Below are 14,489 nucleotides of genomic sequence, written 5' to 3'. Positions count from 1 at the left end.
TATGAATATTTGGATTGTATCAATAGGAAATAGTGATGTTCAGTTAAAAACTAGAGATAATTGGAACAATCTCTATAGACAAGTTAGAAGTCAATTAAATGACCGTAATTTTCAACCTGTACAAGTTGAAGAAGAAGAAAGTTTTACAGTTCCAGCACGAGTGATGGGAATCGTATATGGACAAAATTTAGATGATAAGTTTTATACTGATTTACACTTCCCGATTTTAGATGCTTTATCTAAAAAATTAACAGGTAAATTATTACCGGATAAGATTATTGTCATATTATCCAATCAAGAGTCTGTTTTTACAGCACAGGATAAGCGATTAAAAAAATGCCCTTACTGGCAAGATACTTGCAAGTTACAGCCTATACTTGCTAAGTATTTTCAAATCAATTTTACTAGATTACAAGCAGAAAATATTCAGTTTATAGAACTAAACCCTGAGTCTAAAAATGAAGGTTTAGATAATTGGGATCAGGCTTTAGGGTTAGTTCGAGAACGATTATCTCAGTTAACATTTAAGCCGGAGGATAAGATATATGTTAGCCATCAAGCGGGAACTCCAGCAATTTCTTCGGCTGTTCAATTTGTGAGTATAGCGAAATTTGGTAAGCAAGTCAGGTTCTTGGTAACTAATGAATATGAACAAGAACGCACTGATATCATTGCTAGTTCTAAATATCTCAAAGGTATTCAATTACAAGAAGCAAAAATGCTGTTAAAGCGTTTTGATTATTCTGGTGTAGAACGTTTATTAAGTTCTTACTGGGAAAACAATAATTTAAGTCCAGAAGAGGAAAAGCTTCAGCGATCGCTTAAAATAGCAATCCAATGGAATTTCGCTAATTTTGACAATTTTGCCCAAGAACTAGGGGATAATGCACAAGAACGTTTACAGCATTGGTGGTGGACTGGTTATGAGGCTGCTTATTTAGCTGTTGTTCGTTTGGAACAAGGTAATACTGTTGAGGCATTATTTCATAGTTTCCGCGCTGTGGAAAGCTTGATTTGTAAATGGGCTGAATATAACTTTCCAAAACATATAGAATATGAAAAGCAGGGTAAATATAAAAATGCTAAATCACCCAAGCTGAAAAAGACTATATTAAATGAATATCCCAATTATTTATCTACAGGTAAAAAACCTCGTAAATCTATGCTTAACCAGTTAAATAATGACGGTATGATAGGTCTTTACAGTGAAGCCCTTTATCAATTAATCCAAACTGTTAAGCCAGAATGCCAAGACGAAACACACGTTATGAATGTAGTTTGGGGTGAAGCTAGAGACTATAGAAATGTTTTATTTCATCAGATGTTAGGTTTACAAGAATCAGAATTATTTGAGGCTTGGGGGACTAATAAGAAAGATAACTGGAAAAAGAAACTTTTAAATTGTTTAAATTTTATTTCTGGTCAAACAATATTTACTTCGATACCGAAGGCTAGTTTAATGTTTCAGGTACATCAGGACTTGATGAAGGCATTAGATGATTATGAGGGAAAGATTTATGAGAACACAAAAGAATAAGTTATTCTAAACTTTTTGGAAAATTTTATGTGAGGCTACGCATAATAACTATAAATTATAACCTTAGAGGATGTTTGAAAAGGTGCAAAATATACTTAAGACCCCTCTCCAAACCTCTCCCCTGGAGGGGAGAGGCTTTAAAACCCCCATTCCCTCGTAGGGAAGGGGGGTAGGGGGGTTAGGTCTTTAAGATTTTTCAGCAATAATACTATTCAAACAACATCTTAAATGCCTGCTATAGTCAAGAATCAACAGTCAGCCAAAACCGACTCGAAAGCGATCGCTCATTTTCTCATCGGTACGCCTGGAAGCGGTAAATCTACCTTTGCAACAATCCTATCCAAGCTGGGAAACTACGAAATCATCTCCACTGACAACATCCGCGCCGAATTATATGGTGATGCGAAAATTCAAGGTGAATGGCAGAAAATCGAGGCTACAGCAATTGACCGTATTTGTACTGCAATTAAATTAGGTAAAAGCATAATCTACGACGCGACTAATTTTAAGCGTCCCTTTCGCATCGACTTTTTGATCAAAGTCAACAACCAACTGGCTTTAACCGATTTACCCCAACCCCAATGGATTGGCTGGTACTTACAAACTCCATTGTCAACCTGCATACATTGGAATCAACAACGCCAGCGCCAAGTCCCCACCCCTATCATTGAAAGTATGTATAAACTGCTGCAAGACTTTCCGCCGATTATTGGTGAAGGGTTCGCCGCAGTCAATAAAGTTGATGTTACCTCACCTAAATTTTCCCAACAGCAAATTACCAAACTCATCGCTGGTATTCCCCGTCAAATTGTCAATTCCCAAAATCGTCGTGCAAAAATTACACCGCATCGTTACAGTCATCTGGTGGATTTTGAACGCTTGATGTATTTGATATTCTTAATTATTCATTATCCTGGTATTGGTGAACTTCACCTAACTCAGCCAAAGCTTTTAGAAAATATTCTCGGCTATCTTCCCGATTTTGACAACTCCCTGGAAGAAATTACCGCAATTATGGCAAAGCTGCGGGGTACAATTTATGCTGAGGAAGCAGCTATAGCGGCTGATTTAGCATGGCTAGAAACAGAAGGTATTATTAATAGTAATTTCCCAGCTACCAATCAAAATCCTGAAGAATTTGCTAGTTGTGAATTGACATCTTTAATTGGTATACATTCCTACTCCGACAAACAGACTTTTCAGCGTTTAATCGGCACAATTCGCTTGATTCTTCACCACCCTTTTTTAACTGACAATGGTGGGGGTAGCTTAAAAACTTTAACTCAATCTTTGGCACAAACTGGCGTAATTTACAACCCAGAAAGCGAAAAAGATACAGTGCGTAAAGATATTGAAAAAGTGTTAAAACCGTATAAGATATTACCTGAGTTTCCTATGCGTAACGGTTATTTTGCTGGTACTGGGATTCTGTCTAAACCGGAATTAATCAAAGTGTTTGAGATAATTCAAGCGCAAGCCAACAGTTTAAATGACCCCCAGGCTTTGGCAATATACGAAACTTTTAAGCAGCGTTTGTTACAAACACACAGCATTGAAAATACTGCTAAAATTTATCCAGTGCGGGCGATCGCTAACAGTTCGATTGTAGACCCCAAACACCTGCATAGTAGCGCCTTGAGTAATAATCTGTCCCAATTGGAAACAGCAATTGTGGAAGCTAGGGTGTTAGAGTTAAAACGGTTTGCGGGTGTGGGTTATCCAGGGGATGACAAAGACTTCTTCTTGGCTTATCCATTGCAAATAGTTTTCTCTAACTTGGCTTGGTATTTGGGTTATGAGTGTGTAAGCGGTGATGGTTCTGGTTTAATGCGATTTGAACGCCTGGATAGGCTGTTTTTAGCTAGACATCAAACCCAACAACGCAGTCGAGAAGCACAAGCACAAGCTTTACAAAAGCTACAAAAATTATTTAAAGCTGGTGCAGGGATGCACTTAGGCAATAGTAGCACTGACCAAAAACAATTTCTCAGTGCGGATAAAGAAAAACGAAAGCAAGTCTGTGTGACTGTGGAACTGTGGTTTAATGACGGGATTTATCCTTTTATTACTGAGGGGACGAAACGCTTCGCCGAGATGAAGATGTCACCACCGATGCAGAAGACTACGACTAATTTACCAAAGTCTTTATTTTGCTTGACGAGGACAGGCGATCGCAATTTCCCCCATCGTTTTCAAGCCACCTTTCCCAAGTGGACTTTAGAGGATTTTGATTTGTGGCGCTGGATTGTTGGTTTTGGTAGTGGTGTCAAGGTAGTATCGCCACAGGAGTTAGTGGAGAGAGTGAAGAATATCGGTGAGGGTATTGTGGCGAATTACGATACATAAAGTTTCTCCAATATAGCTATCATGACTTATTCATGGGCTGACATTGGTTTTTGGGGCAAAAGTAAAATCGCTGAAACCCTGATTCTTTCGTTAAATGCCCCAAATCACCTTCCTGATATGGGTTTGAGGTTGGTCATTATTAAAGTTGTTGAGAATTAATGTCATTTATCTAGGAGAAATTTGACAACCCCCAAAAAACTGTTGTAGGATCGGCTCTGGGTCAAGCTTCTACAGCCTAGCCCTTTAAACTTCTTCGGAAATTGAATTAATGGAAACTCAAGACCATGCAACGTCATAATCAATTTAATTTTAGCTTTAAACTTCTTCGGAAGTTGAATTAATGGAAACTTCCTTGAATAAGAGAACGACCTTCAGCAGAAAGCTTTAAACTTCTTCGGAAGTTGAATTAATGGAAACAACTCGAAGAACACCTCATCAGACAGATATTGAATGGCTTTAAACTTCTTCGGAAGTTGAATTAATGGAAACCAGTTGGAATGCCTAAAAACGAGACAGCGAGTGCGACTTTAAACTTCTTCGGAAGTTGAATTAATGGAAACGAGGTTTTTCGAGAGTATATTGTTGCTCTCAAAAGGTAGGATTTAAACTTTTAAATTAAGCAAAAATTGATGCGATCGCTCTCTCATATGTTCTGAGTAGCTGTAGAGAAAAAAGAGCGATCGCTTTTTTCATCCTCACAATTTCAAAAAAAAGCGATGAGATATGTATAGCAGGGGACAGGTGATAGGGGACTCTTGACAGGGCTGAAAGCCTTTGAAATTAAAGGTTTTAAAATTGTATGATGTCCTAATACCAATTCTCCATGAAGTTGCGCCGAATAAACAATGTAGAGACGTTGCATGCAACGTCTCTACAGCGCAGAATAAAGTGCATCTTCATCAAGAAACGGTATAACCTATGCTTTGACTGCTATAAATATCTCATCGCTTATCTAAAAAATCATTTTCGGTGACCTGTCACCTATCACCCAATACGGTTCAGTTAAGGCTAAATTGGGCAGAAACATTGACTAAATATCTAAACTAATCGGCGTTTATCGGCGTTTATCGGCGGTTAATTATTCTTATCTGAACCGTATTGACCTATCACCTGTCACCTATCACCTGTCCCCTACCGTAACAATCTATTAACCAACATCAGTAGAGTCCCCGAATTTTCTACAATAAGCGCAGAGACTTTGGAAAAAGAGTATCAGCGAACCAATGCCTAAAATTGTTGCCGATGTGATGAGTCACAACCCTATTGTTGTCAAGCCAGAAACGCCGCTACAAGAAGCCATCAAGATTCTGGCAGAACGACGGATTAGTGGTCTACCTGTTGTGGATAACGACAGTAAATTGTTGGGTATTATCTCAGAGACTGATTTGATGTGGCAAGAAACTGGTGTATCTCCACCCGCATACATAATGTTTTTAGATAGCGTCATTTATTTACAGAATCCTCTCGTATATGAACGCGACCTACATAAAGCGTTAGGACAAAGTGTGGGCGAAGTGATGACGAAAAATCCAGTTACTATTTCCCCTGAACAGTCTGTGAAACTAGCAGCCCAATTGATGCACGATCGCAATGTCCACCGCTTACCAGTATTAGATGATGCAGGTCAAGTCATTGGTATCCTTACCCGTGGCGATATTATTCGTGCAATGGCCGCCAGCTAGTCAACAGTCAACAGTCAACACAAGGAAAGCTAAATGAGTATTACCCCTGAGTCGGTGAGAGAATCACTCAGTTCGGAAGATTTAGGTGAACGCTTACGTGCGGTAAATCAAATCCGTGATTTAGAACCAGCGATCGCTTTTGAGTTGGTGCAAGTAGCTGTTACTGATAGTAATTCCCGTGTCAGGTATTCAGCCGTTAGTCAGTTCGATACATTAGGCGCTCAGGATTTAGATTTATCGTTGGATATACTGCGCGGTTTATTAAATGACCCAGAGGCTGATGTGCAAGCCGCCGCCGCCGACTGTTTAGGGGCGTTGAAATTACAAGCTGCTTTTGATGATTTAGAGCAGCTTTATCACAGTACTCCAGAATGGTTGGTGCAATTCAGTATTATTGCTGCATTGGGGGAATTAGGAGATCCGCGATCGTTTGAATTACTCAAACAAGCACTCTCTTCAGATGTGGAATTAGTGCAAACGGCAGCCATTAGTTCTCTTGGCGAGTTAGGCAATGTGCAAGCAGTTCCTGTCTTGGCTCCTTATGCTACCAGTTCCGATTGGCAGATTCGTTACCGAGTTGCCCAAGCTTTGGGGCGCTTAGGTGGTGCAGAGGCTAGGTCTATCTTGGAAACTCTGGTAAATGACGAAGTAGAAGCGATCGCACTTGAAGCCAAGCAAGCTCTACAATCAGTCGAGAGTCATCCTCAAAGTTAAATATCTTTTGACTTAACTCCCCACAGCTATGAAAACATAGCGATCGCTCGTTTTCATGAAAAGCTGGGGGATTCTTCCCTGATACTCATGATTTTCCCTCAAGCCTCAAGCCTCCTGCCCTCTGCCTCGCCCGAAGGGCAGTTAATTTCAAAGGCTTTCAGCCCTGTCAAGAGTCCCCTATCACCTGTCCCCTGCTATATAAAACTACCATAATAGAGTTTACACTGTTAGAGTATCTAACTTATTGCAACTTAGAATTATCCAAATAAATAGACAATACTTAGCCCTTTAAAAATAATTATTCTAATCTTCATACATATTTCTTCTTATTTTAGGTATTTATACTCAATTTCTCGATTACGTGAATGCACTCTGGCTAAATATCAAGACTTTAAAGCAACATTAAACAGTTTGCAATTTTAATTAAGGTCTGTCTTAAATTTCCAATAATTTAAGAGGATTTGTTTCAGCAAATTCTCTTGAATAGCAAAGAAAAACCAAGTCGAAAATATTTTTACAACATATCAGTTCCAGTATGTGTATGGATGTCATGCTTTGCATCCCTACGCCAACTCTTGCTGACATTTTTTCCAACAGGTATAACTAGAGGTAATTATGACGGATAATGCGGGTAACACATTAACTACTGCTAGAAAAATAACATTATCTTCTAATCTTCAGACCTTCACAGACCGGGTAGATTCGACAGACTTGGATGATTTCTACAGCTTCAGTTTATCCGCTCGTAGTAGTTTGAATATTGCTGTTGATGGTTTGAGTGCTAATGCAGACTTACAATTAATCAGAGATACTAATAGTAATGGTATAGTTGATAGTGGTGAAGTTATCAGTACTTCTAATAAGACGGGAACTACCAGTGAATCCCTTCGTCCAACTCTAGATGCTGGCAATTATTTCATCAGAGTCTATTCAAACACTGGCGATACTAACTACAATCTCAAACTCTTCCAAAACTTCGCTCCAACCTCTCTAGACTTTAAACTCAACAGTACCACCCTTAAAACAACAGACACACTCAGCGTCAATAGTGCTTGGGTATCAGATAGCAACGGTGCTAGCGACCTTTCCAGAGTTGATTTTCGCATTCAAAGAGCAGACGGAACCTGGTTGGATGTAGCTGATGCAAATACATTTACTGCCGATTCTAATAATGCAAATAGAGCAAGTTTCAGCTATAGTTTGTCCTTAAATAGCTTGAATCTAACAGCTGGTACTTATACTCTCCAGGGCATAGCTTACGACAAGACTGGCGGTGCTAGTAATACAGTACGCTTAGGTGTGACTCTGGAGAATTCAGGGCTTTCATTAACCACCGCTAAAAAAATCACCCCTTCTGGTAGTACCCAGACTTTTGCAGATAAGGTAGATTCAACAAATATCAATGATTTTTACAGCTTTAGCCTAACTGCTAGTAGTACAGTCAATATCGCTGTTGACGGCTTGAGTGCGAATGCAGATGTACAGTTAATCAGAGATGCTAACAGCAACGGTTTGTTTGATGGTGGTGAGGTTGTCACAGGTTCTTACAAGACCGCCACAAGCAGTGAATCTATTCGTACAACTTTAAATACTGGCAACTATTTTATTAGAGTCTATTCACAAAGTGGCAATACCAATTACAATCTCAAAGTATGGCAAGACGTTGCCCCAACTTCTCTAGACTTTAAGCTTAACGCTACCACCTTCTCCACAACAGACAATCTCAGAGTCGCTAATGCTGGGGTATCGGATAGCAACGGTGTTAGCGACCTTTCCAAAGTAGATTTCCGCATTCAAAGAGCAGACGGAACTTGGTTAGATGTAGCTGATGTTACTAGCTTTAATGCCGATCTGAAGACTGCAAATAGGGCAACTTTTAGCTACAGTTTGTCTCTGAATAGCTTGAATCTAACTGCTGGTAGTTATACTCTCGAAGGCATAGCTTACGACAAAGCTGGCGGTGCTAGTAATACAGTCAGACAGACATTTACAATAGCGACTTCAACAACAACTATTCAAGACTGGTACAGCCAAAATCTTGTTGACCAGGGACTGATTAGATTAACGCGCAACCTCGCAGCTGACGGTAGTTTGAGTCGTGAGGATATGCTGGATATCTTCAGAAATGCACAAGATAATTCGGCTATTGATGCTAACGAAGTCACAGGTCTAAGAGCATTGGTGGGTGCAAGTACACCTTTTACTATGCAAGACTCTGTGAAATGGCTCTCGAAACAGGTTGCTAATGGTGCATCTGCGGGTATGAGCGCTACTAATTTTGAGTCTGATTTCGTTGGTCGTTGGTTTTTAGGTACAGTAGCACCAACAGCTACGTTTAATGATAAAACTCTTACCTACACTGTAGTCAATGGTACTCTTTATGGCAGTGCTAACGAAGCAAGAATTGGTGATATTGACCAAGGCTCATTAGGTGATTGTGCATTCTTATCAGCTTTGGGTGCAACCTTTGGTCGTCAGTCTGATGATTCAGGGAATACTTCTAGCTCTATCATCAATAGTATGATTACCGACAATGGTGATAACACCTACACGATACGCTTTTACTCAACAACATTTAATGATCCTGGTGAAGCACAATACGTAACTGTTGACCGTCGTATCGCCACAGGTGTAGCTGCTAAAAGAAATAACAATGTTCTTTGGGTGGCTTTAGTCGAAAAAGCTTACGCTCAATGGATGGAGTGGCGAACGGGTGTGAATGGTTATGATGCAATAGGTAATGGAAGCACTCTTTCTAATCCTCTTCGGTATGTTACAGGAAAACAGACTACTAACTATGATGCCAGCAAATTAACTTTTTCAACTCTAGAAACGGCTTTAAAAAATGGTCAGGCAGTCACAGCAGCAAGAGTAGGTAGTACTGACAGCACATATATTGTCACTGCCCACGCTTATTCAGTAACAAATGTCTATGTTAAAAGTGGTGGTGAGCAACGGGTTACCGTGCGAAATCCTTGGGGAGTAGATGGTAAGGCTTTGAGCGGTACTAATGATGGATTCATCGATTTATCCTTTGATGAATTTATCCAGTCTTTGAATTACGGAATTAGCATCGCTTAAACTGAGTTAACAAATATAGGACTTACGCAAGTGTCATAATCAAACTAACTGTAGGGTGCGTCAGCCTCAATCATTTCGTACAGATTCAAGGATTTTCCATATCTGACGCACCCTACCATTATGCTAGTTGCGTAAGTCCTGAAAGAGTAACTTTAATTTTTAGTATAATCCCCTCCAGTGCGTAAACAGGAGGGGATTTTATTGTAGTTATAAAATTTTGTTAGGATACACTAAGAGAAATTTTTCTCTGTAATGTTTATCAGCATTTCCAGAGTATAAGAAATTTGGCGTTGCTGAATCAAGATATGAATTGGTTTCACGCAAAGGCGCAGAGACGCAAAGTTATAAAGAAAAAGGAAGTTTATTTTCTCTTTTCATATTTCAATTCAGCAACGCCAGAAATTTTATATTACTTGAGTATGTCTGTTATTTGCTAGCTTACGGTATATCATAATCTTCATCAACTTTAAATTCTCAATTCGATGAAAGATTTTAATACATTAGAACGTGGAATAGTCTTAGTTACTAGTGCTTTCACTTTAGGCTCTGCTTTGGCTATTTCATCAAACACTTCATCTACTCAAGCAGCAGAACTTACAATCACTGGTAAAGCTACCATCAGCAACGTGACTGAAACAGCACTCACAAATGAAGTAATTTCATTCACTGGGTCTTTTAAAACTAAATCATCAAGCGGACTGTTTCAGGGTTTGGTAGCTAGTTCTATAGCTAACATCAATTTAAGATTTCTACATAAATCATTCACAATAGGCTCAGAAACTAAATCCTATATAGCTAGAGTTCCCGATGTACCATTCATTAGCTTCACTGATGGCTCAAAGTTCGAGATTGCCAATCCTTTTGAGGTTACTAAATATTCGGCTAATGATAATCCTCAAATATTCTCAGTTTTTGAGGGTAAATATATCAATGATGTGGGCGAATTTTTCCAAGTTGGATTATTCAGAATCAACTATATCAAAAATACTAGTAGTGAAGATAATTTTTCTTTAACTCTTGCTAATATTTGTTGTAGTCCAACTCCAATTCCTGAACCTAGATCCACAGGTGCAGTTACAGTTATAGGATTGTTAGCTTTAGGATTTTCGACAAAAATAATTTCCAACAGAAAAAATTTAAGTTAGTTATAGCGATTAGCACTTAAGAGGTTATTTATAAAGTAAATCTAAAACTGAGGAGAAAGGAGTTAGAGATTATTTATAAAGTAAACCTTAAATTGTAGTGGACTGGCAAGGCTAAAATATTGCATAAATATAACTCTTGTGGTGTGGGCATCCTGCCCGCACCGGACGGGCAAGATGCCCATCCCACAAGAAAAGAATAATGCAACATTTTAGCCTTACCAAGCTACTACTTAATATTTACTTTATAAATAACATCTTAAGGTTTCGCAAATCATTCTCTTAAATAAATACAAAACCCGCCGAAGCGGGTTAAAAATTTATTAAATACTTCTTTTTAGAAACAGAGTTAATCTCTGCGGTTAATTATAATCACTCTCATATCTAACCCTAACAATTATGGGCTAGCAGAGTGTGAAGCCGCGATTGTTTGCTAACAAGAAGACTATAGAGAAGAAACTTTCTTTAGCCGACGACGGCGCACTAAAGCAAGTGCAGCTACTGAACCTAAGCCGAGAATAGTGGTAGGCTCAGGTACAGTTCCTGCAACATAAGTACCAGCAAACACTTTGAAATCAGGGCCATTGAAGGCATTATCACCAGTGCCGTTTAGAGCTGTCAATTTAAGACCGTAAATTCTATTTACGCTGTCATCTAATCCTAACTGATCGAAGCTAACTCCATAGGAACCAACTTCTTGAGCGCCTGTAATTTCTAGGGTATCGATACTATAGCCAGCGTCGCCCCACAAATCTTCGGTAATTGTAAATGCAGTACCGATAAGATTTCCATCAACATCTAAGGCTTGGACTCGAATCTTGCTGTTTTTACCACGTTCGTAGAAGAATAGGTTGTCGAATCCTTCAGAACTTCTACCAACTCCTTCGTCTCCAAAGAACACATTTATATCAAATGCACCATTATCTTCAGTATCGATGATGTTGTTTAAATTGTTGTTACCTAAGTATTGAGTAGCTTTTACGTCACTTGCAGTATCAGTACCTAGATTATCTCGGTTGGGGCTAGGTTTAGTAGCATTATCACCTGCATCTGCACCAGCTCCACCAGCAGAAAAAGCAGAAACCCCTGTATTACTGATGATGTCAACCGATGTTACTTGAAAAAGATTAGTACCATATGTAAATGTTTGACCATTCTGCTCAATAGATTGCAAGAAAACATTCCCTTTTGGAGGATTAGAACCTGCACCAAGATTGGTTGTAAAGCTAGCAGCTTGAGCAGCGCCAGATACGCCTACAACTGCACTCAAAGCAATTCCTGTAGAAAGTAGTAAATTTTTAGCTATCATTATTTATTCCTGTATGTGTTGAGTATTGGTGAAATTACCAATGCGGCTTTTACTTACAATACAGAGTCTATCAGCAAAAAAATACTTACGTAAGATGTCTTTGTTGAAAATTGTATAAATTTGACAGTAAATTATGTGTTTTTTACATGAAGAGGTATCGAAACATGGGATTATCAACGCTGATATTACCATGATTATCTTTCAGTAAAGCGCGAAATTACTTAATATACAGTTAATATTACTTAAATATTGCTTGTATTTATTATTTAAACTTAAAAAACAAATAGGTAGATTAACTTAAATCTACCTTTTGGATGGTGTTATCAAATAAAACTTACTGGTTAAATACTTGCGGCCAAGTTGTAAAAAGGAAAACTGCAACAGTAGCGATCGCCAACACTCCTTGAATTAAATTTCCTACCAAAGTACCGACAACAATACCGATACCAGCTTTCACCGCAAGCCAAAATTCACGTCTATATATATACTCGCCAACAATTGCACCCAGCAAAGGCCCAAACAAAATTCCTAACAAGGGGCCGCCAAAGGGTAAAGCTGGTAACAATCCCAAAAACCCCAACACCAACCCAACAAATGCACCAATTTGTCCCCACTTACTAGCACCTGCTTGTTTTGCACCTAAATATCCAGCCAAGAAATCAACTCCAATACTTAAAATCAAAACAATCACTGTCACAATTAAGGGAACTTTAATCGCTGCAAAGGAACTGCTGACAATTCCCCAAATGATGACGGCTATTAAAATTAAACTCGTCCCCGGAATGGCAGGAACTACTGCACCAACAACCCCTACAAGCATGACAGCAACGAGTAGCCAGTAGATGATTTGCATAATTTGTAATTAGTAATTAACTATTTTTTATAGTAATATTTATTCAACAGCATAACCAGTAAATTGGCGTTTAAAAGGAGAGTGAAAGCCAATCACTATATCTAATGTGGGTACACCTAAATCTACCAGCCTTTTTGCTAAGGATGCTTCTGTACCATTATACTGAATCCAGATTTTCCCATTTGGAATATCAAAATGTATGACGGGGCCAAATACCCGTTTATTTCCTTGCCAACCTACATATGTTAGTTGATAATGATCATTTTCATTATCAAAAATAAGTGAGGAAACAGCTAGCTTGCTGGTTTTACATGGGTTAGAATCATCGCAATTTAGATTTTGTTTAATCTATTTATAAACTTAAATTTACATTTGGTTGCTACATTTGTACCCGTAAACAATTTTTATAAAAACGAAAGTGAATTTCAAAAATAAGAGAAATGTTCTAACTAGAGCATCTGCTATCTTGACATTGGTTACTAGCTTTTTTATCCCATCTGTTGGTGTGTTTGGCAACAAAATTCCTCTAGTGTCAGTTCAGGCGCAGTTAGAAACTCCGGCAAATTTTGATGATGATGCTGGTGGCAATGCGGATGCTGACGACCCGGCTATTTGGGTACATCCATCTTCAACTGCTAAGAGCTTGGTTGTGGGTACTCTCAAAGACGCTGGACTAGCAGTTTATAATCTCCAAGGGGTGCAAGTACAAGCGATCGCCGCACCTCCAGCTCCAACCCCTAACGATAGACCAGGGCGTTTCAATAACGTTGATTTAGTCTACGGTTTTGTTCTCAATGGTAAGAAGGTTGATTTAGCCGTGGTGAGCGATCGCGGTTCTGATAAACTGCGGATTTACCGTATCAATCCCCAAGCCGCATCTTCAGATCAGCCAGCGCTAACTGATGTGACAGATGCTAATGCACCGTTCATATTTTCCAACAGTCAAGCTCAAGTTAATGAGCAAGCAACCGCCTATGGGCTAGCCTTGTACAAGGAGCGTAATTCAGGAAGGTCATTTGCTTTTGTTAGTCAGCGAAACCGTACAGCCATTGCTGTAGTTGAGTTAATACCGAATCAAGGACAGATTACTTATCGTAAACTGCAACAAATTGAGCTTCCTAGTCAATTTAGTTTGCCCAATGGTACAACCTGGACTCCTTGTTTAGATCCGGGCGAACTTCCCCAAGTAGAAGGGATGGTTGTAGATCAAGAATTAGGCATACTTTATGCAGGGCAAGAAGATGTCGGCATTTGGAAGATTAGATTGCCATTAGACTCCAGCACTCCTACCCTTTTAGATAAAGTTCGTGAGTTTGGTGTGCCTTATACCTATGACTCGGTAGAAGAAGAATGCCAAATTGATTTTAGTAGAGATCCAGGTTATGGCGGCAAACACCTTTCGGCGGATGTGGAAGGACTAACCATCTACTACGCAAATCGAAATAATCAGGGTTACTTGCTCGCATCTAGTCAGGGTGACAATACCTTTGCTGTCTACGAACGGCAAGATAACCATCGTTTTGTAGGTAGTTTTGCCCTGGTTGACTCTGCAACAGTAGATGGAGTGCAAGAATCAGACGGAGCTGCTGTGATTAATGTGCCATTAGGCAGAGAATTTCCCCAGGGTCTATTGGTGACTCAAGATGGTGATAATACGCCACAAGTCTTAGATGTTCAGGGTGAACCACGAGCCAACACTAACTTCAAATTTACACCTTGGCAGTCCGTTGCTAAGGCGTTTTCTCCAACATTAAAAATTGAACCTGATGGTTGGAATCCTCGCACTCATAATCATTAAGCTTGATTGACTTTTGCAGGTTCATCA

General features: G+C 39.2%; 10 protein-coding genes and 1 CRISPR repeat array. Of the genes, 7 read left to right on the top strand and 3 right to left on the bottom strand.

The window, feature by feature from the left end:
* The first annotated feature begins 1 nt into the window (after window position 1).
* The 6 genes from H6G83_RS15445 (at window position 2) to H6G83_RS15415 (ending at window position 10,505) form a co-directional block, all read left to right on the top strand.
* Window positions 2-1,537 carry a hypothetical protein gene (locus tag H6G83_RS15445; protein ID WP_190473779.1) on the top strand — a complete coding sequence of 512 codons (1,536 nt, stop codon included), beginning with the start codon at window positions 2-4 and terminating at the stop codon, window positions 1,535-1,537.
* A 228-nt stretch (window positions 1,538-1,765) separates the two neighbouring features.
* On the top strand, window positions 1,766-3,883 hold the full coding sequence (locus H6G83_RS15440) for a WYL domain-containing protein (protein ID WP_190473777.1): 2,118 nt from the start codon (window positions 1,766-1,768) through the stop codon (window positions 3,881-3,883).
* A 241-nt stretch (window positions 3,884-4,124) separates the two neighbouring features.
* A CRISPR array of direct repeats spans window positions 4,125-4,443; the repeat unit is 35 nt; unit sequence CTTTAAACTTCTTCGGAAGTTGAATTAATGGAAAC.
* Window positions 4,444-5,106: 663 nt separating this feature from the next.
* On the top strand, window positions 5,107-5,565 hold the full coding sequence (locus H6G83_RS15430; RefSeq protein ID WP_190473773.1) for a CBS domain-containing protein: 459 nt from the start codon (window positions 5,107-5,109) through the stop codon (window positions 5,563-5,565).
* A 33-nt stretch (window positions 5,566-5,598) separates the two neighbouring features.
* Entirely contained in the window at window positions 5,599-6,279 is a 681-nt protein-coding gene (gene nblB, locus H6G83_RS15425) for a phycobilisome degradation protein NblB (RefSeq protein WP_190473771.1), read from the top strand.
* Between the two features lie 615 nt (window positions 6,280-6,894).
* Window positions 6,895-9,360 carry a pre-peptidase C-terminal domain-containing protein gene (locus tag H6G83_RS15420; RefSeq protein WP_199328453.1) on the top strand — a complete coding sequence of 822 codons (2,466 nt, stop codon included), beginning with the start codon at window positions 6,895-6,897 and terminating at the stop codon, window positions 9,358-9,360.
* Window positions 9,361-9,842: 482 nt separating this feature from the next.
* Complete coding sequence (locus H6G83_RS15415) at window positions 9,843-10,505, top strand: hypothetical protein (protein WP_190473769.1); 663 nt, start codon at window positions 9,843-9,845, stop codon at window positions 10,503-10,505.
* Between the two features lie 442 nt (window positions 10,506-10,947).
* Here the strand turns inward: H6G83_RS15415 and H6G83_RS15410 are convergent, their stop codons facing one another.
* The 3 genes from H6G83_RS15410 to H6G83_RS15400 all read right to left on the bottom strand — a co-directional run bounded on the left by H6G83_RS15410 (window position 10,948) and on the right by H6G83_RS15400 (window position 13,012).
* Window positions 10,948-11,811, bottom strand: a complete 864-nt coding sequence (locus H6G83_RS15410; protein ID WP_190473767.1) for an exosortase-dependent surface protein XDP2 — start codon at window positions 11,809-11,811, stop codon at window positions 10,948-10,950.
* Between the two features lie 334 nt (window positions 11,812-12,145).
* Window positions 12,146-12,664, bottom strand: a complete 519-nt coding sequence (locus H6G83_RS15405) for a DUF456 domain-containing protein (RefSeq protein ID WP_190473766.1) — start codon at window positions 12,662-12,664, stop codon at window positions 12,146-12,148.
* Between the two features lie 39 nt (window positions 12,665-12,703).
* Window positions 12,704-13,012: a XisI protein gene (locus H6G83_RS15400; protein WP_190473893.1), complete on the bottom strand. Its 309-nt coding sequence runs from the start codon at window positions 13,010-13,012 to the stop codon at window positions 12,704-12,706.
* 70 nt (window positions 13,013-13,082) lie between these two features.
* Here H6G83_RS15400 and H6G83_RS15395 point away from each other — a divergent pair, with 70 nt between their 5' ends.
* The gene (locus H6G83_RS15395) at window positions 13,083-14,462 is read left to right on the top strand and encodes a phytase (protein ID WP_199328452.1); all 1,380 of its coding nucleotides are present in this window, start codon (window positions 13,083-13,085) and stop codon (window positions 14,460-14,462) included.
* The last annotated feature ends 27 nt before the right edge of the window (window positions 14,463-14,489 follow it).

It is taken from the genome of Anabaena azotica FACHB-119 (assembly GCF_014697625.1).
GTDB lineage: Bacteria > Cyanobacteriota > Cyanobacteriia > Cyanobacteriales > Nostocaceae > Trichormus > Trichormus azoticus_A.
This window is presented reverse-complemented; position numbering and strand designations above follow the sequence as displayed.

Excerpts from the sequence above, each read along its gene's own strand:
- H6G83_RS15445 (WP_190473779.1), top strand. The coding sequence starts at position 2 with ATGAATATTTGGATTGTATCAATAGGAAATAGTGATGTTCAGTTAAAA.
- H6G83_RS15440 (WP_190473777.1), top strand. The coding sequence starts at position 1,766 with ATGCCTGCTATAGTCAAGAATCAACAGTCAGCCAAAACCGACTCGAAA.
- H6G83_RS15430 (WP_190473773.1), top strand. The coding sequence starts at position 5,107 with ATGCCTAAAATTGTTGCCGATGTGATGAGTCACAACCCTATTGTTGTC.
- nblB (WP_190473771.1), top strand. The coding sequence starts at position 5,599 with ATGAGTATTACCCCTGAGTCGGTGAGAGAATCACTCAGTTCGGAAGAT.
- H6G83_RS15420 (WP_199328453.1), top strand. The coding sequence starts at position 6,895 with ATGACGGATAATGCGGGTAACACATTAACTACTGCTAGAAAAATAACA.
- H6G83_RS15415 (WP_190473769.1), top strand. The coding sequence starts at position 9,843 with ATGAAAGATTTTAATACATTAGAACGTGGAATAGTCTTAGTTACTAGT.
- H6G83_RS15410 (WP_190473767.1), bottom strand. The coding sequence starts at position 11,811 with ATGATAGCTAAAAATTTACTACTTTCTACAGGAATTGCTTTGAGTGCA.
- H6G83_RS15405 (WP_190473766.1), bottom strand. The coding sequence starts at position 12,664 with ATGCAAATCATCTACTGGCTACTCGTTGCTGTCATGCTTGTAGGGGTT.